This is a genomic window from Streptomyces sp. NPDC058653, from assembly GCF_042716895.1.
Taxonomy (GTDB): domain Bacteria; phylum Actinomycetota; class Actinomycetes; order Streptomycetales; family Streptomycetaceae; genus Streptomyces.
This window is the reverse complement of the sequence record NZ_JBHXRM010000036.1, coordinates 36,535-56,215: the sequence shown is the minus strand read 5'-3', so window position 1 is coordinate 56,215 and position 19,681 is coordinate 36,535. Positions and strand designations below refer to the sequence as shown.

Annotated in this window: 22 protein-coding genes, 1 pseudogene and 1 riboswitch; of the genes and pseudogenes, 14 read left to right on the top strand and 9 right to left on the bottom strand. The window is 72.5% G+C overall.

Translation table 11 applies throughout. The annotated features are described in order from the left end of the window. Positions 1 to 131: 131 nt before the first annotated feature. Positions 132 to 1,010: a TIGR03621 family F420-dependent LLM class oxidoreductase gene (locus ACFWU9_RS26555; protein WP_384322645.1), complete on the bottom strand. Its 879-nt coding sequence runs from the start codon at positions 1,008 to 1,010 to the stop codon at positions 132 to 134. Positions 1,011 to 1,147: 137 nt separating this feature from the next. On the opposite strand from ACFWU9_RS26555, the gene ACFWU9_RS26550 reads away from it, so the two are divergent. The 3 genes and pseudogenes from ACFWU9_RS26550 to ACFWU9_RS26540 all read left to right on the top strand — a co-directional run bounded on the left by ACFWU9_RS26550 (position 1,148) and on the right by ACFWU9_RS26540 (position 2,658). Continuing rightward, on the top strand, positions 1,148 to 1,426 hold the full coding sequence (locus ACFWU9_RS26550; protein WP_384322643.1) for a toxin-antitoxin system HicB family antitoxin: 279 nt from the start codon (positions 1,148 to 1,150) through the stop codon (positions 1,424 to 1,426). A 130-nt stretch (positions 1,427 to 1,556) separates the two neighbouring features. After that, positions 1,557 to 2,195 (top strand): annotated as a pseudogene (locus ACFWU9_RS26545) (protein phosphatase 2C domain-containing protein); the annotation flags it as partial. Positions 2,196 to 2,244: 49 nt separating this feature from the next. Continuing rightward, entirely contained in the window at positions 2,245 to 2,658 is a 414-nt protein-coding gene (locus ACFWU9_RS26540) for a fic family toxin-antitoxin system, toxin component (protein ID WP_384322641.1), read from the top strand. Positions 2,659 to 2,729: 71 nt separating this feature from the next. Here the strand turns inward: ACFWU9_RS26540 and ACFWU9_RS26535 are convergent, their stop codons facing one another. From ACFWU9_RS26535 to bioB, 4 genes are all read right to left on the bottom strand, one after another. After that, positions 2,730 to 3,410, bottom strand: a complete 681-nt coding sequence (locus ACFWU9_RS26535) for a class I SAM-dependent methyltransferase (RefSeq protein WP_384322639.1) — start codon at positions 3,408 to 3,410, stop codon at positions 2,730 to 2,732. A gap of 84 nt (positions 3,411 to 3,494) precedes the next feature. Continuing rightward, positions 3,495 to 4,256 (bottom strand): dethiobiotin synthase, encoded by a 762-nt coding sequence (gene bioD, locus ACFWU9_RS26530; RefSeq protein ID WP_384322637.1) that lies wholly within the window; start codon positions 4,254 to 4,256, stop codon positions 3,495 to 3,497. Between the two features lies 1 nt (position 4,257). Beyond that, complete coding sequence (locus ACFWU9_RS26525) at positions 4,258 to 5,574, bottom strand: adenosylmethionine--8-amino-7-oxononanoate transaminase (RefSeq protein ID WP_384322635.1); 1,317 nt, start codon at positions 5,572 to 5,574, stop codon at positions 4,258 to 4,260. After that, on the bottom strand, positions 5,567 to 6,727 hold the full coding sequence (gene bioB, locus ACFWU9_RS26520; protein ID WP_384322634.1) for a biotin synthase BioB: 1,161 nt from the start codon (positions 6,725 to 6,727) through the stop codon (positions 5,567 to 5,569). The genes ACFWU9_RS26525 and bioB overlap by 8 nt, the downstream gene beginning before the upstream one ends. A gap of 170 nt (positions 6,728 to 6,897) precedes the next feature. Here bioB and ACFWU9_RS26515 point away from each other — a divergent pair, with 170 nt between their 5' ends. Continuing rightward, a complete protein-coding gene (locus tag ACFWU9_RS26515; RefSeq protein ID WP_384322713.1) occupies positions 6,898 to 8,076 on the top strand; it encodes an 8-amino-7-oxononanoate synthase in 1,179 nt (392 codons plus the stop codon). Between the two features lie 258 nt (positions 8,077 to 8,334). Then, a complete protein-coding gene (locus tag ACFWU9_RS26510; RefSeq protein WP_384322632.1) occupies positions 8,335 to 8,766 on the top strand; it encodes an ATP-binding protein in 432 nt (143 codons plus the stop codon). A gap of 36 nt (positions 8,767 to 8,802) precedes the next feature. On the opposite strand, the gene ACFWU9_RS26505 is transcribed toward ACFWU9_RS26510, so the two are convergent. The 3 genes from ACFWU9_RS26505 to ACFWU9_RS26495 form a co-directional block, all read right to left on the bottom strand. Then, positions 8,803 to 9,273 (bottom strand): C40 family peptidase, encoded by a 471-nt coding sequence (locus tag ACFWU9_RS26505; protein WP_384322630.1) that lies wholly within the window; start codon positions 9,271 to 9,273, stop codon positions 8,803 to 8,805. A 3-nt stretch (positions 9,274 to 9,276) separates the two neighbouring features. Further along, a riboswitch (cyclic di-AMP (ydaO/yuaA leader) is annotated at positions 9,277 to 9,448 on the bottom strand. Positions 9,449 to 9,839: 391 nt separating this feature from the next. After that, on the bottom strand, positions 9,840 to 10,148 hold the full coding sequence (locus ACFWU9_RS26500) for a hypothetical protein (protein ID WP_384322628.1): 309 nt from the start codon (positions 10,146 to 10,148) through the stop codon (positions 9,840 to 9,842). Between the two features lie 7 nt (positions 10,149 to 10,155). After that, on the bottom strand, positions 10,156 to 10,791 hold the full coding sequence (locus ACFWU9_RS26495; RefSeq protein WP_384322626.1) for an ATP-dependent Clp protease proteolytic subunit: 636 nt from the start codon (positions 10,789 to 10,791) through the stop codon (positions 10,156 to 10,158). Between the two features lie 84 nt (positions 10,792 to 10,875). On the opposite strand from ACFWU9_RS26495, the gene ACFWU9_RS26490 reads away from it, so the two are divergent. After that, positions 10,876 to 11,160 carry a type II toxin-antitoxin system Phd/YefM family antitoxin gene (locus ACFWU9_RS26490; RefSeq protein WP_384322711.1) on the top strand — a complete coding sequence of 95 codons (285 nt, stop codon included), beginning with the start codon at positions 10,876 to 10,878 and terminating at the stop codon, positions 11,158 to 11,160. Positions 11,161 to 11,348: 188 nt separating this feature from the next. Here ACFWU9_RS26490 and ACFWU9_RS26485 read toward each other — a convergent pair whose 3' ends face one another. After that, positions 11,349 to 12,344: an ABC transporter permease gene (locus ACFWU9_RS26485; RefSeq protein ID WP_384322624.1), complete on the bottom strand. Its 996-nt coding sequence runs from the start codon at positions 12,342 to 12,344 to the stop codon at positions 11,349 to 11,351. 120 nt (positions 12,345 to 12,464) lie between these two features. On the opposite strand from ACFWU9_RS26485, the gene ACFWU9_RS26480 reads away from it, so the two are divergent. From ACFWU9_RS26480 to ACFWU9_RS26445, 8 genes are all read left to right on the top strand, one after another. Beyond that, on the top strand, positions 12,465 to 13,091 hold the full coding sequence (locus ACFWU9_RS26480; protein WP_384322622.1) for a TetR/AcrR family transcriptional regulator: 627 nt from the start codon (positions 12,465 to 12,467) through the stop codon (positions 13,089 to 13,091). A 134-nt stretch (positions 13,092 to 13,225) separates the two neighbouring features. Beyond that, positions 13,226 to 13,528 (top strand): urease subunit gamma, encoded by a 303-nt coding sequence (locus ACFWU9_RS26475; RefSeq protein ID WP_329390821.1) that lies wholly within the window; start codon positions 13,226 to 13,228, stop codon positions 13,526 to 13,528. A 15-nt stretch (positions 13,529 to 13,543) separates the two neighbouring features. Further along, entirely contained in the window at positions 13,544 to 13,855 is a 312-nt protein-coding gene (locus ACFWU9_RS26470; RefSeq protein ID WP_384322620.1) for an urease subunit beta, read from the top strand. Beyond that, complete coding sequence (locus ACFWU9_RS26465) at positions 13,848 to 15,569, top strand: urease subunit alpha (protein ID WP_384322619.1); 1,722 nt, start codon at positions 13,848 to 13,850, stop codon at positions 15,567 to 15,569. The genes ACFWU9_RS26470 and ACFWU9_RS26465 overlap by 8 nt, the downstream gene beginning before the upstream one ends. Beyond that, entirely contained in the window at positions 15,569 to 16,243 is a 675-nt protein-coding gene (locus ACFWU9_RS26460; RefSeq protein WP_384322617.1) for an urease accessory protein UreF, read from the top strand. The genes ACFWU9_RS26465 and ACFWU9_RS26460 overlap by 1 nt, the downstream gene beginning before the upstream one ends. Before the next feature lie 51 nt (positions 16,244 to 16,294). Continuing rightward, a complete protein-coding gene (gene ureG, locus ACFWU9_RS26455; RefSeq protein WP_384322615.1) occupies positions 16,295 to 16,990 on the top strand; it encodes an urease accessory protein UreG in 696 nt (231 codons plus the stop codon). Beyond that, positions 16,987 to 17,760 (top strand): urease accessory protein UreD, encoded by a 774-nt coding sequence (locus ACFWU9_RS26450; protein WP_384322613.1) that lies wholly within the window; start codon positions 16,987 to 16,989, stop codon positions 17,758 to 17,760. Before ureG ends, ACFWU9_RS26450 begins: the two co-directional genes overlap by 4 nt. Before the next feature lie 146 nt (positions 17,761 to 17,906). Further along, complete coding sequence (locus tag ACFWU9_RS26445; RefSeq protein WP_384322611.1) at positions 17,907 to 19,520, top strand: alpha/beta hydrolase; 1,614 nt, start codon at positions 17,907 to 17,909, stop codon at positions 19,518 to 19,520. Positions 19,521 to 19,681: the final 161 nt, after the last annotated feature.

Sequence of the window (19,681 nt, the reverse complement as noted above, 5' to 3'; positions counted from 1 at the left end):
GCGCCGGGCCGGCTGGTGGTGGCCGGTCGGGTAGCCCCTGTGGCCGGTGGGCGTGGGAGAAAAAAAACGGCGCCCGGCGGGGGGGGGGGGGGGGGCCGGCCCCCCGGGGGCCCCCCCCGCCCCCGTCTCCCTCACGTACCCCGTAGCTCCTCGATCACCGGCCCGAGCGCCTCCATGTACGGGTCGAGGACCGTGAGGTACGAGAAGCCGTACCGCTCACGCTGCTCGCGCAGCTGGCCGGCTATCTCCTTCGTCGTACCGGCCGCCAGCAACGGCAGCCTCAGCAGCTCCTCCTCCGTGGTGCCCGGCAGATGGGGGAGCAGGGGCCGTACCGCGGCCGCGCGGTCCGTCGTCACGGCCACGAGCTGGAGCAGCACGTTCATCTCGGCCGGGGTCTCACGGGCCGCCGCGAAGCCGTGGTAGGCGGCGACGCGTTCGTCCAGCTCCTCGGCCGAGAGCGCGGTCATGGCGCCGTCCCGCTGCCTGGCGCCGGTGAAGGCGACGATGTCCGCGTGTTCGGCGGCGAGCCGCAGCACCCGGTCGCCGTTGCCGCCGATGAGCAGCGTCGGACGGGGCCGCTGTGCCGGCTCGGGCACATGGCTCTCGTCGCCGAGCAGAGCCTCCAACGCCTCCACCGTTCGGACGAGGCGGTCGACACGCTCGCCGGGAGGCGGGAACGCGAGCCCGGCCCGCTCGTGCTCCTCCTGTACGTAACCGGCGCCGAGCCCGATCTCCAGCCGGCCCTCCGTGAGGGCGTCGGTGGTGGCGATCTCGCGGGCGAGCAGCGCCGGGTTCCAGAAACCGGTGTTGAGGACGAACGTGCCGAGCCGGGGGCGCTCCGTGGCCTCGGCCGCCGCCACCAGGGCGGGGAAGGGGGCGACCATGCCGAGATGGTCCGGCACCAGGACGACGTCGTATCCGAGCTCCTCGGCCCGCCTGCACCGTCTGCCCCAGTCGGTGCCCGAGGCGGGCGTCACCATGTTCACTCCGAAACGGAAGGGCCTGGTCATGAGGTCTCCTCGTAAGGGTGTGTGGACATCGAACGGGAGGCGGTCCCTACCGGCGTGACCCTAATGGCGTAATCACCCGCATCACCGGGAAATCGGCACACTTGCCGACGCTAGCGTCGGCGCGCTAGCTTGTGGGGGTGGCGAAGACCCAGCTGAACGTACGCGTGGACGAGACCACCGCGGACGCCGCCCGGAGGCAGGCGGGGCGGCGCGGCATGAGCGTGAACCGCTACATCGAGGAGCTCGTCAGGCAGGACGTGGGCGAGGTCGGGAAGACCTTCGTCGAGTCCGCCGCCGACTTCATGAAGCAGTACGAGTCCGTGTTCACCGAGGAGTTCGGCGACGCCGCCGCTGCCACGGACCGGAGCGCCGAAGGCGGCACCGGCCGTGGCACGGGGCGCGAGGGCACGCGCTGAGACCGTCCGCGCGTCCTGACCCGCCGGGACCCGGGGCCGATGACCGACCGGGCCGGGCAGAGCGGCCGCCCCGCCGGCGGCGGGACCGTCGCCCCCCGACCGGGGCGGACGGCGCGGCGACGACGCGGACGCGATGGCCCTGACCGGGAGCGGAGGGTGGACGATCGGCGCCGTGTGCGACGGCGTCTCCGTGTCGCCCCGCGCGGAACGGGCCGCGCAGGTCGCCCCCACCGTCGGCGCGGCCCACCTCGCCACCGGGCTGAGCGGGGGGACCCTGCCCGAGACCGTTCTCGCGGACGCCGCCGCCCGTGCGGGCCGGGCCGGGCCGTCAGCGCACCGGCCGCCAAAGTGGACGCCGCTTCCGCCACCACCTGTGTCGCGCCCCGAGGGCATCTGGTGCGCCTGGGTCGGCGACAGCCGCGCTTACTCGCTGCCCGACGAGGGGACGGGCATGGCGCTGACCGAGGACGACTCGGGCCGACCCGACGCCCTCACCGCGTGGTTGGGCGCCGACGCGGGCGAACCCGCCGCGCTGGTACGGAGCTACCGACCGCGCCGGCTGCTGCTCCGCACCGACGGACCGACCCGCCATCTGTCCGACGCCGAGGCGCTGCGAGCGGTGTTCGCCCACCGACGGCACTCAACACCGGCCGATCCGGAGGTCCTTGAGGATGCGCGGGCGCTGATCGGGTACGCCATGGACGCGGGCGGGCAGGACACCATCACCGCACCGCCCATCCGCACCGCCGAGCCTCGTCGGGGATACTGATCATCGCCGGACTCCCCACGCCCGCCTTCTACTGAGACAGCTGCCCTCAATGGATTACCCCGATTCCCCCGAACTCCCCTCACGCGCCGACCCGACGCTGCGGATCGATCTCTCCTGGCTGCTGATGGTCGCCGAGCACAAGATGCCCGGCGATCCCCAAGTCACCGACTGGGGCGCCCTCGTGGCCGCCGTCAGCCGGCACGAGGCGGAGATATTCGGCACCCCCGTCTACACCGACCCGCACACCCGCGCGGCGGCCCTGCTCCAGAGCCTGCTCCATGTGCCCGCGCTGGAGCGGTCCAACGCCATGTACGCCTCGGCCGTCGCGTACGGCTATCTCGTCGCGAGCGGTCTGAAGGTCGTCACCTCGCCCGAGCGTGTCAGGGATCTGGCCAAACTCGTCAAGGACGGCACGGCGGACGTACGGCGCATCGCCGAGGAACTGCGCGGCTGGAGCCTCTAGGACCCCAGGAACTCAGGACCCCAGGGCGTCAGGACCTCAGGTCCCGGAGCGTCCGGGACCGGGCGACCACGTCAGACCAGATCCGCCCTCGGCCGGTACGCCACCCCGAGCACACACGGCGAGGTCGGCGTCCGCGGCCCCGTTTCCGGTACCCGCAGGGAGCGGTACGCACCGAACTCGAAGCCCGCCTCGCGGATGGCGGCCAGCGTGTCCCGCGCCGTGTGGCAGCCGCCGAAGAGCTTCGGCCACACCGTCCTGTCCAGCACCCGCTGCACCGCCGCCAGGCCACGCTCCGGGGCCAGCCCGTGCTCGAAGAACCGCAGTTCGCCTCCCGGGCGCAGGACCCGGCGGATCTCGGCGAGCGCCTGCGGTACGTCACGGACGGTGCACAGCACCAGTGAGGTGACGGCCGCGTCGAACCCCTGGTCCTCGACGGGCAGCGCCTCCGCCGTGCCCGGCCGCACGTCCACCGAGACCTCGGCCCGCATCGCCGCGCCCACCGCCAGCCGCCGCAGGCTCCGCTCCGGTTCGATCGCCACGACCTCGGAGACCGCCGCCGGATAGTGCGTGAAGTTCAGCCCGTTGCCCGCGCCGACCTCCACGACCCGTCCCGACAGACCGCTCAGCAGCTCCGCGCGGTGCGCGGAGATACCGCCCTTGCTGTCGGCGGCGACGCTCATCCGCGCGTAGAAACGCGCGAAGAGCGGGTGGTGCACGGAGTCCTTGGGAGCCTTGCGATTGCGTAGGTGCATGGGGCGGATCTCCTCCGGCGTACAGGGCGTGACCATGATTCTTCCCCGTACGGCTCCGCCCGGCAGCTCGCGGGACGTAACTCGTTACCGTATCCCCGCGTGCCCGGCGGCCCGGCGGGCCGAGGCGTCCGGTTGGGATACGGCCGCCGCGAACCGCGCGGCGTCCCAGCCGCCGCCGAGTTCCGGAGCCAGCCAGTCGCCGGCGGTCGCCCGGAACCGGGGCGCGGCCAGCGCGCCGGCGCCGTGCGGCACCACCCCCACCAGCGGGGCACCGGTGACGCCCGGCAGATCGGCCAGATTGCAGCGTGCGGCCAGATCCGGCACGGCGGGCCAGCTGCCGATCACCACACCCGCCGCCGTGAGCCCGCGCCTGTCCAGCGCCTCGGCCGTCAGCGCGGTCATGTTCAGCGTGCCGAGCCCGGCGGGCGCCACTACCAGCACCGGGGCTCCGAGCAGCCGGGCGGCGTCGGCGAGCGTGCCGCCCTCGTCGTCGAACCGTACGAGCAGACCGCCCGCGCCCTCGACCAGCACCAGGTCGTGTTCGGTCGCCAGCTTCTCGGCCGTCTCCGCGATCTCCTCGGGCCGTACGGGCGGCGCGCCCGCGCGCCGGGCGGCGGTCGCGGGCGCCAACGGCTCGGGAAAACGGGCCAGTTCGACCGTGGTGAGGGCGCCCGCCAGCCGGACCACCTCGTCGACGTCGCCCGGCTCTCCGGGGGCGACACCGGTCTGCGCGGGCTTCAGCACCGCGACGGTACGGCCCCCGGCCAGGGCCACCGCGGCGAGGGCCGCCGTGACGACGGTCTTGCCGATCTCCGTCCCGGTCCCCGAGACGATCAGTACGGGCATCTCAGGCCTCCCGCGCCGCCGCCGCCACCGCGCGGCAGATCCGGGCGATGTCGTCGTCGTCCGTCACGTACGGCGGCATCGTGTACACGAGGTCCCGGAACGGCCGCAGCCACACACCCTCGCGTACCGCCGCCCGGGTGGCCGCCGCCATGTCCACCTCGTGGTCCAGCTGTACGACGCCGATCGCGCCGAGGACGCGCACGTCCCGCACCCCGGGCAGTGACGCCGCCTCGGCGAGGCCGTCCCGCAGTCCCGCCCCGATCCGCTTGACCTCGCCCTGCCAGTCCTGGCCGAGCAGCAGGTCGATCGAGGCGGACGCCACGGCGGAGGCGAGCGGATTGCCCATGAAGGTGGGCCCGTGCGCGAGGACCGGCACCTCGCCCCGCGAGATGCCGTCGGCCACCGCAGAGGTGCACAACGTCGCCGCCATCGTGAGATATCCGCCGGTCAGCGCCTTGCCCACACACATCACATCGGGACTGACGCCCGCGTGCTCCGCCGCGAACAGCGCGCCGGTACGGCCGAAGCCCGTCGCGATCTCGTCGAGGATCAGCAGCACGCCGTTCTCGTCACAGGCCTCGCGCAGCACCCGCACGTAGGCGGGGGAGTGGAAGCGCATACCGCCCGCGCCCTGCACCACCGGCTCCACGATCACGGCGGCCAGCTCGTCGGCATGGCGCGCGACGAGGGCGCGCAGCCGGTCCGCGTACGTCTCGTCGTACTCCTCGGAATCGGCGGGCGGCGCGTCGGCGAAGATCTGGCGCGGCAGCACCCCCGACCAGAGCCCGTGCATACCGCCCTTGGGGTCGCACACCGACATCGGCTGCCAGGTGTCGCCGTGGTAGCCGCCGCGCCAGGTCAGCAGCCGCTGTTTGGCCGGGCGGCCCAGCGAACGCCAGTACTGGAGGCACATCTTGACGGCCACCTCGACCGACACCGATCCCGAGTCGGCGAGGAAGACATGCCGGAGCGGTTCGGGGGTGATCTCCACCAGCCGGGCCGCCAGCCGGACGGCGGGCTCATGGGTGAGCCCGCCGAACATGACATGGCTCATCCGGGCGAGCTGGTCGTGCGCCGCCTCGTTGAGGACCGGGTGGTTGTAGCCGTGGATCGCGGACCACCAGGAGGACATGCCGTCGACCAACTCGCGCTGCCCGTAAGCCGGTTCGGCGAGCCGGAGCCGTACGCCCGACGCGGACTCCACGACCAGCGGGTCCGTGCGGCCGGGCATCGGACCGTACGGATGCCAGACATGCGCCCGGTCCAGCGCCAGGAGCTCGCCCGGAGCCGGTACGCGCGGAAGCGGCGTGTCAGGCATTGGGCGCCAGATCGGTACCGGCGCCGCGCCGCCGTACGGTCACCAGGTCGGTACGGGCGGGCCCGGCGCCGGCCGGGGCCCCGACGGATGCCGCGTCGTCCGCCGTGGCGTCGTCCGCCGCCGGGCCGCAGGCGCTCGCGCACCCGCCGCTCCGGTGTTCGGGCAGCGTCGTCGTGTCCGTGCCCTCGACCTCGAAACCGGCGTCCGCGATCATGTCCAGGTCCGCCTTGCCCTCCTGGCCCTCCGTGGTGAGGTAGTCGCCCAGGAAGATCGAGTTGACCAGGTGCAGCGCGAGCGGCTGCATCGTGCGCAGATGCACCTCACGCCCGCCCGCGAGCCTGACCTCCACATCGGGGCAGACGAACCGCACCATCGCGAGGATGCGCAGCGCCCGCTGCGGGGTCAGGTTCCACTCCTTGGCCAGCGGGGTGCCCTCCACCGGGATGAGGAAGTTGACCGGCACCGAGTCCGGGTCCAGCTCGCGCAGTCCGAAGACCACGTCCACCAGGTCGGCGTCGCTCTCGCCCATGCCCGCGATCAGCCCGGAACAGGCCGACAGACCCGCGCCCTGCGCGTGCCGCACCGTCTCCACCCGGTCCGCGTAGGTGTGGGTGGTGGTGATGTCGCCGTACGTGGCTTCGGAGGTGTTGAGGTTGTGGTTGTACGCGTCGGCGCCCGCCGCCTTCAGACGCTCGGCCTGGCCCTCGGAGAGCAGACCGAGACAGGCGCAGACCTCGACGTCCGCGTTCTGCTCCTTGATGGCGCCGATGGTCTGCGAGACACGGTCGACGTCCCGGTCCGTCGGCCCCCGGCCGCTGGCCACCAGACAGACCCGCTTGGCACCGCCGGCCACTCCGGCCGCCGCGGCCCTGGACGCCTCGTCGGGCTTCAGCCAGGTGTACTTGAGGATCTCGGCCTTGGACCCGAGCCGCTGCGAGCAGTACGAGCAGTCCTCGGGACAGAGCCCGGACTTGAGGTTGACGAGATAGTTGAGCTTGACCCGCCGCCCGAACCACTGGCGGCGCACCTTCCCGGCCGCGGCCACCACTTCGAGCAGTTCGTCGTCGGAGGTCGCCAGCACGGCGAGCGCTTCTTCGCGCGACGGCAGCTCTCGCCGAAGGCCCTTCTCCACCAGTGTGTTCAGCAGGTCCATGGCGCCGATCCTGGCCTACGGCGGGCCCCCGGGCCAAGGATGAATCCCACAAGACAGGTGCATTCAGGTGTGTGTATGACCACACCCGGGGCGGAGCGATCCACGGTTAGGGTCTGTGGGCTGCCTACAAAAGGACCTCAGCCGTGCCAGCCGAACCGCCCGTGCCGGGCATGCCGTCCCCGTCGACCCCGCCGGACCCGTTCGGCTGGATCGACGACGAGGCGCGGCTGCGTGAGCGGTCCGGTCTGGTCCGTGCGCTGCGCCCCCGCCCCGCCGACTCCCCGCTGCTGGACCTCGCCAGCAACGACTACCTGGGGCTCACCCGCCATCCCGTGACGACGGGCGCGGCGGCCGACGCCGCGCGCCGCTGGGGCGCGGGTGCCACCGGCTCGCGGCTGGTCACCGGGACCACCGCACTCCACGCCGAACTGGAGCGCGAGCTGGCCGCGTTCTGCGGTTTCGAGGCCGCCCTCGTCCTGTCGTCCGGGTACGCCGCCAACCTCGCCGCCCTCACCGCGCTGACCGCGCGCGGCTCGCTCGTCGTCTCCGACGCCGCCAACCACGCGTCCATCGTGGACGGTTGCCGGCTCTCGCGCGCCGAGACCGTGGTCGTACCGCACGCGGACCCGGAGGCGGTGGCCAAGACGCTGGAGACGTACGAGGGTTCCCGGGCGCTGGCCGTCAGCGACTCGGTGTTCTCGGTGGACGGTGACGCGGCGCCGCTCGCCCGGCTGGCCGAGGTGTGCCGTACGAGGGGCGCGGCCCTCCTCGTCGACGACGCGCACGGTCTCGGTGTGCTCGGCGACGGCGGGCGTGGCGCCGTGCACGCGGCGGGTCTGGCCGGGGACCCGGGGACGGTCGTCACCCTCACCCTCTCCAAGTCGCTGGGCAGTCAGGGCGGCGCTGTCCTCGGCCCGGCCCGGGTCGTCGCCCAACTCGTCAACACGGCGCGGTCGTTCATCTTCGACACCGGACTCGCCCCGGCCGCCGCGGGAGCCGCGCTGGCGAGCCTGCGGCTGCTGCGCGAGGACCCGTCGCTGGCCCTCCGGGCGCGCGCGGTGGCCGGCGCGCTGCACCGGGGGCTGACCGGGGCGGGGCTCACCGCCGTACGCCCGGACGCGGCCGTCGTCTCCGTCCGGGCGCCCTCCCCTGACGCGGCCGTGCGGTGGGCCGCCGACTGCCGGGCGGCGGGGCTGCTGGTGGGCTGCTTCCGGCCGCCGTCGGTACCGGACGGGATCTCCCGGATCAGGCTCACGGCCCGCGCCGATCTGACGGACGCCCAGGTGGCGGGCGCGCTGGCGACGATCATCGGGGCCGCTCCCGCCGGAGCCGTGACGCCCACGGAATGAGTTGGCGCGGCTCTCGCCGTGCCGGGCGTATCCTCGTCGCCTGTCGGTCGCCGGGGCCCGGAACTTGAGCCCGTGTAAATACGGTCTCGCGTAGCAGGGTTCACCGCTTAGAGCGACAGACGGGGGCGTATCCCGGCGGATCGCGCGTGCACCGGGTGCCGTTGATGGCAGTGTGGCGCGCAGCGCAATCCGGGGACGTACCCGCGGGCAACAGCCATAGGTCGGTCGTCGTCCCGGTGGGAAAGGGACAGCGTCGCCATGGCAGACCATCAGGAAGCATCCGTCACCCTGCCGAGCGATCCGGCCTCGGTGTCCGAGGCACGCAGATACGTCGCTCGTGTGCTCACCGAATGGGGACTGCCGGACGGCGCCGGCACAGCCGAAACGGTTCGCCTGATCATCTCGGAGCTCGCCACCAACGCCGTGCAGCACACCCTCGGCACCTCGCCGACCTTCACGGTCGACGTCACATTGCGGCGCGACGAGGAACTGCGCGTCGGAGTCACGGACAGCCACCCGCGCTGGCCGCAGCGGCTCCCGGCCGCCGTCCAGCAGGACAACGGCCGCGGCATGGTCATCATCCGGGCGCTGACCGCCGAGCACGGCGGGCGGCTCGCCGTCACCCCCACCGCGGACGGCGGCAAGACGGTCTGGATCACCCTGCCCTGGACGGTACGGGCCCAGGGCTGAGCGGGCCGGGCACGGTCGGCGCGGTGACGCCCGGTGTCAGCGGACCCGGCCGTACCAGACGCCGCGGGACCAGATGCGCTCCAGCCGCACCACCTGACCGCTCTTGGGCGAATGCCAGATCTTGCCGCGGCCGGCGTAGATCCCGACGTGGTAGACGCTGCTTCCGTAGTGGAAGAACACCAGGTCCCCCTCTCTGCGCTCGGACGCCGGGATATGGCGTGTGCGGTTGTACTGCTGCTGCGCGGTACGCGGGAGCGCCTTGCCGGCCTTCTTGTACGAGAACGCCGTCAGCCCCGAGCAGTCGAACCGGTGCGGACCTGTGCCCCCGAACTTGTACGGGGCGCCCTTCTTGGACGCGGCCACATCCAGCGCCCTCGCGGCGGCCGGCTGGGCGTGGGCCTCCGGGACGGCGCCGGGCGCCAGCATCGTGCCGCCGACGGCGGCGAGGAGGACCGACGCGGTGCCGGCCCGGGAGAGCAGTGACGGGACCTGTGTCTGCGCGGACATGCGCAACCCTTCGTCAGCCGCCTGTGAAGGATGACCTGTCGGGTTCGGACAGGCGAAGATGCCCGGCCGCTGACGCGGCTTCACCCCGAGGAGCGGTCCATGCTCGGACCGCCCCGAACTGCTCGGGTCCTCCACTCCTGCCGATCCACTCGTGTCGACCAGGCATCCGGAGCGGCGGCAGGACTCGGCGTCCACCCGGACCGCCCCGCCGAGGTGGCGGGGGCTTGTCGTCCCACGGATCTTGACGCGCCGTCAGCTCATTTCCGTGCTGAAACGGGCAGGTGTGACTCTCGTCACTTATGGGCTATATGGGTTGATAGGGGCTATTTTCAGAACAACTCATATGACCGCGCACGCGCTGTACCTGCGACGCAGCGACGCCTTACCACCGGACGGCCGATCGGTGGCCGCAACTCGTCGGTCCGATCGCCATGGGCGGGTCGATACGCCGAACGAGCGCCCGGATGCTCCTCGGGTGCGTCCGTACGGGCGCGGCGGCGGCCGAAGTCCGTGGCGCGGCGAGGCTCGTGGGCCCCGCGCCGGGGTCCGTGGGGCACGGATCCGTATCAAGTCACCGGGCCGGGCGGCATGGTGACCCGCGCGGCTCTGCGCTCCCCGTCGAGCAGCCGGAGTGTGCGGTCCAGGGTCGGCGTGTGGAGCTCCGTCTCTCCCCTCGCGTGCATCACCGTCAGCGCGTCGCGCAGTTCGGCGGCCCTGGTCACCAGCGCCTGCGCCGCGCGCAGCGCGCCGTACGTGTCGTCGGCGCGCGAGGGGTTGATCCGGCCGACCAGGTCGACGACCCGGAGATAACTGTCGACGAGGTCCCCCTCGGCGCGGGTCAGCGCGGGCAGCGGCTCCATCTCCGGCGGCAGCATCGGCGTCTCATCCGGGGGTGTTGAAGCCGAGGGACGACCTGCGGTCCTGGGCGACCTGGTCCACCAGGCCGTACTCCTTGGCGCCCACCGCGTCGAAGATCGTGTCCCGGTCGATGTCGGCGTCGATCCGCTCGGCGCTCCGGCCGGTGTGCCGCACCAGCGTCGCGGCCATCAGGGCGCGCAGCCGCAGCAACTCCTCGGCGTGGATGGCGAGATCGGACGGCTGGCCGCGCACCGGCTCCTCGATGCCCGGCTGCTGGAGGACGACGCGCGCGCCCGGCAGCGCCATCCGCTTGCCCGGCGCTCCGGACGCCAGCAGCACGGCGGCCGTCGACGCCGCCTGGCCGAGGCAGGTGGTCGCCACGTCGCAGCCGACGACCTGCATCGTGTCGTAGACGGCGGACATGGCGCTGAGGGAGCCGCCGGGGGAGTTGATGTAGAGCGCGATGTCCTGGTCGGGCCCGGCGTATTCGAGATGCAGCAGCTGGGCGATCACATCGTTCGCGGCGGTGTCGTCCAGGGCGGTGCCGAGGAAGATGATCCGTCCTTCGAAGAGCTTGGAGTACGGGTCGAGGGTGCGGGTCCCGGCGGAGGTCCGCTCGGTGAACTCCGGCAGGACGTAGCGGGCGGAAGGACGGTGCATGGTGGGGCCTCTCCTCGCGTGCCGGACGCGGCTCTCGTCCGCTGTAAAAAATGTACAGGACGTACAGGTCGTAAGATGGCAACCATGGCCTACGAAATTCCGGTGACGCAAGCGCGGGCAGAACTCGCCGACCTGATCAACCGGGTCGTCTACGGCGAGGAGCGCGTGGTTGTGACACGCCACGGCAAGCCGCTCGTCGCTCTTGTCTCGGCCGCTGACCTGGAACGACTGGAGAGCCTCAAGGCCGAGGAGGCGACGGCGGCACAGGAGCGCGTGATCTCCTCGGTGAGCGCGATCCGCTCGGTGGCGTCCGCTCCGGGCGAACGTGCCGACTTCGGCATCGTGGCCAAGCACGAGCCGCAGGCCTGACCGCCGCAGGCCGGTTCCGGAGAGAAGCGCGGCGGGGGAAGAGCGGCGCCAGAGGGGCGATGGGAAAAGGCGCGGCCCGAGGGCCGCGCCTTTGATGTGGGCAGGTGGTGCGCGGACGAGTCGCCGCTCAACCGCCGTGTGCGCACGGGGTGTTGGCCGTGACCGGCCAGGTGACCACCCGGTGGGCGTTACGCGACCCGGGCGGGCCGCAGGGTCGGCGCCGGGGCATCGGCGGGATCCGGTTCCGTGTCCCGGCGGCGCGCCCCGACGGCCACCGCCGTCAGGCCCAGGGCCGTCCAGACCGCGAGAGTGAGCGCCGGCGCGAAGGCCGCGTTCCCGTCGAAGAAGGCGACCGAGCGCAGCAGTGAACCGCTCGCGCCCGGCGGCAGCCACTGACCGAGCGCCCCGACCGGCTCCGGGAGCAGTTCGGGCGCGCTCGACACCCCCGAGAGCGGGTTGCCGACCAGCACCATCAGCAGCGCGCCCAGGCCGATGCCCGGCCGTCCGAGCAGTGCGGCGAGCCCCGCCACGGTCGAGCCGCCGGCGAGCACCGCGAGGCCGAACACTCCCGCTTCCGCCCACCAGTCGCCGGCGATCACCTCCAGCCAGCTGTGCGCGAGGGCGGTGGCGGTGAGGCCGCCCAGCGCCGCCGCGCCGAGGATCGCCCCCACCGCGCGGACACCGCGCAGCGCGAGCAGGCTCACCAGGACGCCGGTCGCGACGCCCGCGAGCGCGAGCGGGAGCATGCTCGCGCCCAGCGCGCTGCCGCGCGGATCCCCGGCGGGGGTGGCGACCACGTCGGTCACCTGTACCGCGGCGCCCTCCGGGGCCTGTGCGGTGACGGCGTCCCGGAGCAGCTGGGCGACCGCCGGGCTGCCCGCCGACGCCGTGAGGAGGTGCGGCCCCTGCTCGGTGGCGACCACCGCCCCGTAGATGTCACGGTCCTCGATCGCCTCGCGCGCCGCCGCCTCGTCGTCGTAACGGTGTACGTCGAACGCGCCCGGCTGCCGCTCGAACCCCTGCTGGAGCGGCGCGGTCGCGGACGCCGGGCCGGCGACGCCGACCGGCAGGTCGCGCGGTGCGACGCGGGCGGCGGGCCAGGCGAAGGCAGCGAGCGCCAGGGCGGCGATCAGCGGGATCAGGAGCACGACGCCGATCATGCGGCGCGTGGGAGTGGCGGACATGGTGTCCTCGCTTCGGTCCACGGTGTTCAAAAAGAAGGATCGTTCGTTTTAGGGATGCCGCCACTGTCACCGGGAGGCGCGGAGCTTGTCAAGAAGGAATGTTCGTTTTACGTTGATCGCATGGCCCGTGTATCGCAGCAGCACCTGGACGCCCGCAGGCGTCAGATCCTCGACGGGGCCGCGCGGTGTTTCGCGCGGAACGGCTTCCACGCCACGTCGATGCAGGACGTGCTGCGCGAGGTCGACCTCTCGGCCGGCGCCGTCTACCGCTACTTCGCCGGCAAGGAGGAGCTGATCGGGGCCATCGTCACCGAGGTCCTCGACAACATCCGGGGAGCGTTCGAGGACGCCGCGCGCCGGAGCCCGCCGGAGCCCCCCGACGTGCTGCTCGGCACGGTGATGGCACGCGTCCTGAGCGGGGAGTTCGTCGGTGGCGTCGACGGCGGCGGCCAGATCCCCCGTCTGATCGTCCAGGTGTGGACGGAGACCCTGCGCAACGAGGAGCTCGCGGTGCTGATGCGGACCGGGTACGAGACCGTCCGCACCGCCTGGGTCGCGGTCGTCGAGGCGTACCAGGCGCAGGGGCTGATGCGCGACGACATCCCGGCGGAGCATGTCGCCCGCACGATGATCGCCACCGCACAGGGCTTCGCCGCCCAGCAGGCGCTCTTCGGAGAGGTCCCCGTGGAGGTCCTCCGGAACGGGCTGCGCGGGTTGATGTCCATGGGCGTGCAAAGGCCCGGTTAACCTGCCGGAAAAACTTCCGCCGTAACGTGCGATGTCCGGCTGTGCGGCCCCTGTTCGCGTTCAACAGAGTGTTGAATCGATGCGGGCGACAACGGGCTCCACGCCGGACCGGGCCGCAACAGTGAGGTGGAAACGTGCAGTTGACCCCGCACGAGCAGGAACGGCTGCTCATCCATGTGGCCGCCGACGTCGCCGCCAAACGGCTGGCGCGCGGCCTGCGTCTCAACCATCCCGAGGCGGTCGCGCTCATCACCTCCCACCTCCTCGAAGGCGCCAGGGACGGCCGTACCGTCGCCGAACTCATGGCGTCCGGCCGCAAGGTGCTCACCCGCGACGACGTCATGGAGGGCATCCCCGAGATGCTCCACGACGTCCAGGTGGAGGCCACCTTCCCGGACGGCACGAAGCTCGTCACCGTCCACGACCCGATCGTCTGACGGGGGAGCGCACCGATGAATCCCGGCGAGATCCTGTACGCCGACGGCGCCGTGACCCTCAACGAGGGCCGTCCCGTCACCAGCCTCACCGTCCTCAACGCCGCCGACCGGCCCGTCCAGGTCGGCTCCCACTACCACTTCGCCGAGGCCAACCCCGGCCTGCGGTTCGACCGCGCGGCGGCGCGCGGCCTGCGTCTGAACGTGGCCGCCGGTACGTCCGTACGGTTCGAGCCCGGCATCCCCGTCGACGTCGAACTCGTCCCGATCGCCGGACGCCGTGTCGTACCGGGTCTGCGCGGCGAGGCCGGAGGTCCCCTCGATGCCTGAGCTGAGCAGAGCCGTCTACGCCGATCTCTACGGCCCCACCACCGGCGACCGGATCCGGCTCGCCGACACCGACCTCCTGGTCGAGATCGAGGAGGACCGCTGCGGCGGTCCCGGACTCGCCGGGGACGAGGCGGTGTTCGGCGGCGGCAAGGTGATCCGCGAATCGATGGGACAGTCCCGTACGACCCGGGCCGAAGGCGCGCCGGACACCGTGATCACCGGCGCCGTGATCATCGACCACTGGGGCGTCGTCAAGGCCGACGTCGGCATCAGGGACGGCAGGATCACCGGTATCGGCAAGGCCGGCAACCCGGACACCATGGACGGGGTCCACCCCGACCTCGTCGTCGGACCCGAGACCGAGATCGTCGCGGGCAACGGCAAGATCCTCACCGCGGGGGCCGTCGACGCCCATGTCCACTTCATCTCGCCGACCCTGATCGACCAGGCGCTCTCCTCCGGCATCACCACGCTCGTCGGCGGCGGCACGGGACCCGCCGAGGGTACGAAGGCCACCACCGTCACACCGGGACCCTGGCATCTGGCCAGGATGTTCGCCGCCCTGGAGACCTATCCCGTCAACATCGGGCTGCTCGGCAAGGGCAACACGGTGTCCCGCGACGCCATGCACTCCCAACTGCGGGGCGGCGCCCTCGGGTTCAAGATCCATGAGGACTGGGGCGCGACCCCCGCCGTCATCGACGCCTGTCTCGGTGTCTGCGAGGAGACGGGTGTCCAGCTCGCCATCCACACCGACACCCTCAACGAGGCGGGATTCGTCGCCGACACCCTCGCCGCCGTCGCCGGGCGGACCCTGCACGCCTACCACTCGGAGGGCGCGGGCGGCGGCCACGCGCCGGACATCATCACGGTGGTGTCCGAGCCGTACGTCCTGCCCAGCTCGACCAATCCGACCAGGCCGCACACCGTCAACACCATCGACGAACATCTCGACATGCTGATGGTCTGCCACCATCTCAACCCGGCGGTCCCCGAGGACCTGGCCTTCGCCGAGTCACGGATCAGGCCGACGACCATCGCGGCCGAGGACATCCTGCACGACCTCGGGGCGATCTCGATCATCTCCTCCGACTCACAGGCGATGGGCCGTATCGGCGAGGTGATCCTGCGGACCTGGCAGACCGCGCACGTGATGAAGAAGCGCCGGGGCGCCCTGCCCGGCGACGGCGGGGCCGACAATCACCGGGTCCGCCGCTACGTCGCCAAGTACACCGTCAACCCGGCGCTCGCCCAGGGGCTCGCCCACGAGATCGGCTCCGTCGAGACCGGGAAGCTCGCCGATCTCGTCCTGTGGGACCCGGCGTTCTTCGGCGTGAAGCCCCAACTCGTCGTCAAGGGCGGCCAGATCGCGTACGCGCAGATGGGCGACGCCAACGCGTCCATCCCCACCCCGCAGCCGGTCATGCCCCGGCCCATGTTCGGCGCGACCGGCACCGCACCGGCGTACAACTCCGTCAACTTCGTCGCCCCGGCGGCGATCGAGGACGGACTGCCCGACCGTCTCGGTCTCGGCAAACGCTTCGTACCGATCGAGAACACCCGCTCCGTCACCAAGGCCGACATGCGGCAGAACGACGCCCTGCCGCATGTCCGGGTCGACCCCGACAGCTTCACGGTCACGATCGACGGCGACGTGGTCGAACCCGCGCCCGCCGCCGAACTGCCCATGGCCCAGCGCTACTTCCTCTTCTGATGAGCCGCGCGGCACTGCTCGTCCTCGCCGACGGACGTTTTCCGGCCGGTGGTCACGCCCACTCCGGCGGCGCCGAACCGGCCGTCCGCGCGGGGCGGCTCACCGACGCCCGCGATCTGGCGGACTTCTGCCGGGGCCGGCTGCACACCACCGGACTCACCTCCGCCGCGCTCGCCGCCGCGGCCGTGCTCGGCGTCGACCCCCTCGCCCTGGACGAGGCCGCCGACGCCCGCACCCCCTCGCCGGCCCTGCGCGCCACCGCGCGCAGACTCGGCCGCCAGATGATGCGCGCCGCGCGCGCCACCTGGCCGGGCCCTGAGCTGGACGCCCTGGCGGCGGCCCGCCCGCGCGGCGCCCATCAGCCGATCGTCCTCGGCCTCGCGGCGCGTTCGGCCGGACTGGGCGCCGAGGACGCGGCGCACTGCGTGCTGTACGAGAGCGTCAGCGGGCCCGCCACCGCCGCCGTACGGCTGCTGAGTCTGGACCCCTTCGACGCGACCGCCGTCCTCGCCCGCCTGGCACCCGACATCGACGAGACCGCGCGGCGCGCCGTGGCCACCGCGCACCGCGCCGTACGCAAGGGGACCGGCGCCCTGCCCGCCGCCTCCGCGCCGCTCCTCGACATCACCGCCGAGGCGCACGCGGCCTGGGCGGTGCGGCTCTTCGCCTCGTAACGCCCCGCCGACCGCCCGCCCGACCTCGCCCGACGACGAAGGAGCCGCACCGTGCACCTCGACCACTCGGACCCGTACACCGCCCCGTACGCGGACCCGCACAGCCACGGGGCGGGGGCGGTGCGCCCCGACGGGTCGCGGCGCGCCCTGCGTATCGGACTCGGCGGGCCCGTCGGCTCCGGCAAGACCGCGACCGTCGCGGCCCTCTGCCGGGCGCTGCGCGACCAGTTGTCCATCGCCGTCGTCACCAACGACATCTACACCAGGGAGGACGCGGCGTTCCTGCTGCGCAACGCCGTGCTGCCGGCCGAGCGGATCCGGGCCGTCGAGACCGGCGCCTGCCCGCACACCGCGATCCGCGACGACATCTCCGCCAACCTCGAAGCCGTGGAGGAGCTGGAGGACTCGGTCGGACCGCTCGATCTGATCCTGGTCGAGTCCGGCGGCGACAATCTCACCGCCACCTTCTCCAAGGGCCTCGTCGACGCGCAGATCTTCGTCATCGATGTGGCCGGCGGCGACGACATCCCGCGCAAGGGCGGCCCCGGCGTCACCACCTCCGACCTGCTGGTGATCAACAAGACCGACCTCGCGCCGTACGTCGGCTCCGACCTCGGGCGCATGGCGTCCGACGCCAAGGAGCAGCGCGGCGAACTGCCCGTCCTGTTCACCTCGCTCACCGGCCCGGAGGGAGTGGCACCGGTGGCCGCATGGGTGCGCGCGCGATTCGCCGCCTGGACCGGATGAGCGTCCACGCCACCGCCCGGATCACCGCCGCGCCCGACGGCCGTGGGGGAACGGCCCTGCCGGTGCTGGAGAGCGACGGACCCCTCGCCCTGCGCCGTACGCGCCCCGCGACCGGGCGTCCCGGCGCCCGCGTGACCGTCGTCGGCGCGATGAGCGCGCCGCTCGGCGGCGACCGGCTCGCCCTGGAGGCGGTGGTACGGGACGGGGCCGCCCTCACCGTCGACGCCGCCGCCGCGACGATCGCGCTGCCCGGCCACCGGGCCGGCGACGAACCCGCCGACCACGCGGGGTACGACACACGCCTGACCGTCGGCGAGGGTGCCGCACTGCACTGGCTGCCCGAGCAGCTCATCTCCGTCACCGGCAGCGACCTGCGGGCACACACCCGCGTCGAACTCGCCCCCACGGCCCGGCTCGTCCTGCGCGAGGAGCTGATCCTCGGCCGGCACGGCGAGGCGCCCGGCACCCTCACCACCCGGCTCACCGTGCACCACGACGGCCGGCCCCTGCTGGACCAGCAACTCGCGCTCGGACCCGGAGCGCCCGGCGGCTGGGACGGCGGAGCGGTGCTCGGCGGCCATCGCGCCGTCGGCCAACTGCTGCTGGTGCGACCGGAGTTCGAGGAGAAGCCGGTGGCACCGAGGCTGCTCGGCGACACCGCCGTACTCACCCCGCTCGCCGGTCCCGGGGCGCTGGTGACCGCGCTCGCGCCGGACGCGCGGGCGCTGCGCCGGGTCCTGGACGAGGTACTCGCGGAGCTGCACCGCTGAGCGGAACCGGACGCACCGGCTATCGGTTCGGCAAAGAATTGCCGGTTTGGCCTGTTCTCCACTGGCACACAGACGAAAGGATCCACCTCGGTAACCCTACGAACAGCGCCGCGGCGTGCGGCGCGTCACACAGGGGGAGGTACCACTTGAGACGCACAGCGGTGCTCGGCTCGGCCGGCACTCTGCTCGCGGGCACGCTCATAGCGACCACGCTCGCCGCCACATCGGCGAGCGCCGACGGCCACGCCGACAGTGGCCAGGCCGCGCGGAGCACAGCACAGAAGGCACAGAAAGCCCAGGCGGCCGGTGCCGAGGTGGCCGCCGAACGAGCGGCGAGGAAGGGGATCGACTGGGCGGACTGCCCGGCCGAATGGTCCCTGGAGAAGCCGATCCAGTGCGGCTACGTGAGCGTTCCGCTCGACTACGCCCGTCCGAACGGCAAGCAGATCAAGATCGCCGTCGACCGGATCGGCAACACCGGCACCAAGGGGGAGCGTCAGGGCTCCCTCGTCTACAACCCCGGTGGTCCCGGCGGTTCCGGCATGGCGTTCCCGCGCCGTGTCGTGACCAAGAACGCCATCTGGGCCGACGCGGCGAAGGCGTACGACTTCGTGGGCTTCGACCCGCGCGGGGTCGGGCGCTCGACGCCCATCTCCTGTGTCGACCCGCAGGAGTTCGTCAAGGCTCCCAAGGCCGACCCCGTTCCCGACAGCGAGGCCGACAAGCGCGCACAGCGCAAGCTCGCGGCCGAGTACGCGGACGGCTGCAAGGAGCGCAGCGGCTGGATGCTGCCGCACATGACGACGCCCAACACCGCGCGCGACCTGGACGTCCTGCGGGCCGCGCTCGGCGACAGGAAGCTCAACTACGTGGGTGTCTCCTACGGCACCTACCTGGGCGCCGTCTACGGCACGCTCTTCCCGTCCCATGTACGGCGCATGGTGCTGGACAGCGTGGTCAACCCGTCGAAGGAGAAGATCTGGTACCAGGCCAACCTGGACCAGGACGTCGCCTTCGAGAAGCGCTTCGACGACTGGAAGAAGTGGGTCGCCGAGAACGACGCGACGTTCCACATCGGCGACACCGCCGCCAAGGTCGGCAAGCAGTGGGAGAAGCTCCGCGCCACCGCGAAGAAGGAGCCGATCGGCGGCGTCGTCGGACCCGCCGAACTCATCGGGCTCTTCCAGAGCGCCCCGTACTACGACTCCAGCTGGGTGCCCGTCGCCGACACCTGGAGCAAGTACCTGGCCGGGGACACCCAGGCGCTCGTCGACGCCGCCGCGCCCGATCTCACGGACACGGTGGGCAACAAGGCCGCGGAGAACGGCAACGCCGTCTACACCGCGGTCGAGTGCGCCGACGCCAAGTGGCCCACCGACTGGCGCACCTGGGACCGGGACAACACCCGGCTCCACCGTGACCACCCGTTCCTGACCTGGGCCAACGCCTGGATGAACCTGCCCTGTGCCACCTGGGGCGTGGAGCAGCAGACACCGGTCGAGGTCCGGACGGGACGGGGCCTGCCGCCCGTACTGATCGCGCAGTCCGAGCGTGACGCCGCCACCCCCTACGGTGGCGCCGTCGAGCTGCACAAGCGGTTCAAGGGCTCACGCCTGATCACGGAGCGGGACGCCGGTTCGCACGGCATCACCAATCTGGCGAACCCGTGTCTCAACGATCGGGTCGAGGCCTATCTGCTCGGCGGCGAGCTCGACAGCCGCGACGTGACGTGCGCACCGCACGCCACGCCCAAGCCGTGACGACCCGCCGGGTCGTACGGCACGGGCAGCACCGGTGACGGGGAGGGGGGGAGCGGGCGGGCCACCCCCCCGCCCCCCGCCAACACCCCCCCCCCCCCCGGCCGGCCCCGCCCGCCCGCCCGGGCCAAAGACGCCACAAAAAAAACGGGACAAAACCCCAC

What these genes read in the sequence shown, in the direction of transcription:
- ACFWU9_RS26555 (WP_384322645.1), bottom strand. Translation starts at nt 1,010, where the DNA reads ATGACCAGGCCCTTCCGTTTCGGAGTGAACATGGTGACGCCCGCCTCG.
- ACFWU9_RS26540 (WP_384322641.1), top strand. Translation starts at nt 2,245, where the DNA reads ATGGATTACCCCGATTCCCCCGAACTCCCCTCACGCGCCGACCCGACG.
- ACFWU9_RS26535 (WP_384322639.1), bottom strand. Translation starts at nt 3,410, where the DNA reads ATGCACCTACGCAATCGCAAGGCTCCCAAGGACTCCGTGCACCACCCG.
- bioD (WP_384322637.1), bottom strand. Translation starts at nt 4,256, where the DNA reads ATGCCCGTACTGATCGTCTCGGGGACCGGGACGGAGATCGGCAAGACC.
- ACFWU9_RS26525 (WP_384322635.1), bottom strand. Translation starts at nt 5,574, where the DNA reads ATGCCTGACACGCCGCTTCCGCGCGTACCGGCTCCGGGCGAGCTCCTG.
- bioB (WP_384322634.1), bottom strand. Translation starts at nt 6,727, where the DNA reads ATGGACCTGCTGAACACACTGGTGGAGAAGGGCCTTCGGCGAGAGCTG.
- ACFWU9_RS26515 (WP_384322713.1), top strand. Translation starts at nt 6,898, where the DNA reads ATGCCGTCCCCGTCGACCCCGCCGGACCCGTTCGGCTGGATCGACGAC.
- ACFWU9_RS26510 (WP_384322632.1), top strand. Translation starts at nt 8,335, where the DNA reads ATGGCAGACCATCAGGAAGCATCCGTCACCCTGCCGAGCGATCCGGCC.
- ACFWU9_RS26505 (WP_384322630.1), bottom strand. Translation starts at nt 9,273, where the DNA reads ATGTCCGCGCAGACACAGGTCCCGTCACTGCTCTCCCGGGCCGGCACC.
- ACFWU9_RS26500 (WP_384322628.1), bottom strand. Translation starts at nt 10,148, where the DNA reads ATGCTGCCGCCGGAGATGGAGCCGCTGCCCGCGCTGACCCGCGCCGAG.
- ACFWU9_RS26495 (WP_384322626.1), bottom strand. Translation starts at nt 10,791, where the DNA reads ATGCACCGTCCTTCCGCCCGCTACGTCCTGCCGGAGTTCACCGAGCGG.
- ACFWU9_RS26490 (WP_384322711.1), top strand. Translation starts at nt 10,876, where the DNA reads ATGGCCTACGAAATTCCGGTGACGCAAGCGCGGGCAGAACTCGCCGAC.
- ACFWU9_RS26485 (WP_384322624.1), bottom strand. Translation starts at nt 12,344, where the DNA reads ATGTCCGCCACTCCCACGCGCCGCATGATCGGCGTCGTGCTCCTGATC.
- ACFWU9_RS26480 (WP_384322622.1), top strand. Translation starts at nt 12,465, where the DNA reads ATGGCCCGTGTATCGCAGCAGCACCTGGACGCCCGCAGGCGTCAGATC.
- ACFWU9_RS26470 (WP_384322620.1), top strand. Translation starts at nt 13,544, where the DNA reads ATGAATCCCGGCGAGATCCTGTACGCCGACGGCGCCGTGACCCTCAAC.
- ACFWU9_RS26465 (WP_384322619.1), top strand. Translation starts at nt 13,848, where the DNA reads ATGCCTGAGCTGAGCAGAGCCGTCTACGCCGATCTCTACGGCCCCACC.
- ACFWU9_RS26460 (WP_384322617.1), top strand. Translation starts at nt 15,569, where the DNA reads ATGAGCCGCGCGGCACTGCTCGTCCTCGCCGACGGACGTTTTCCGGCC.
- ACFWU9_RS26450 (WP_384322613.1), top strand. Translation starts at nt 16,987, where the DNA reads ATGAGCGTCCACGCCACCGCCCGGATCACCGCCGCGCCCGACGGCCGT.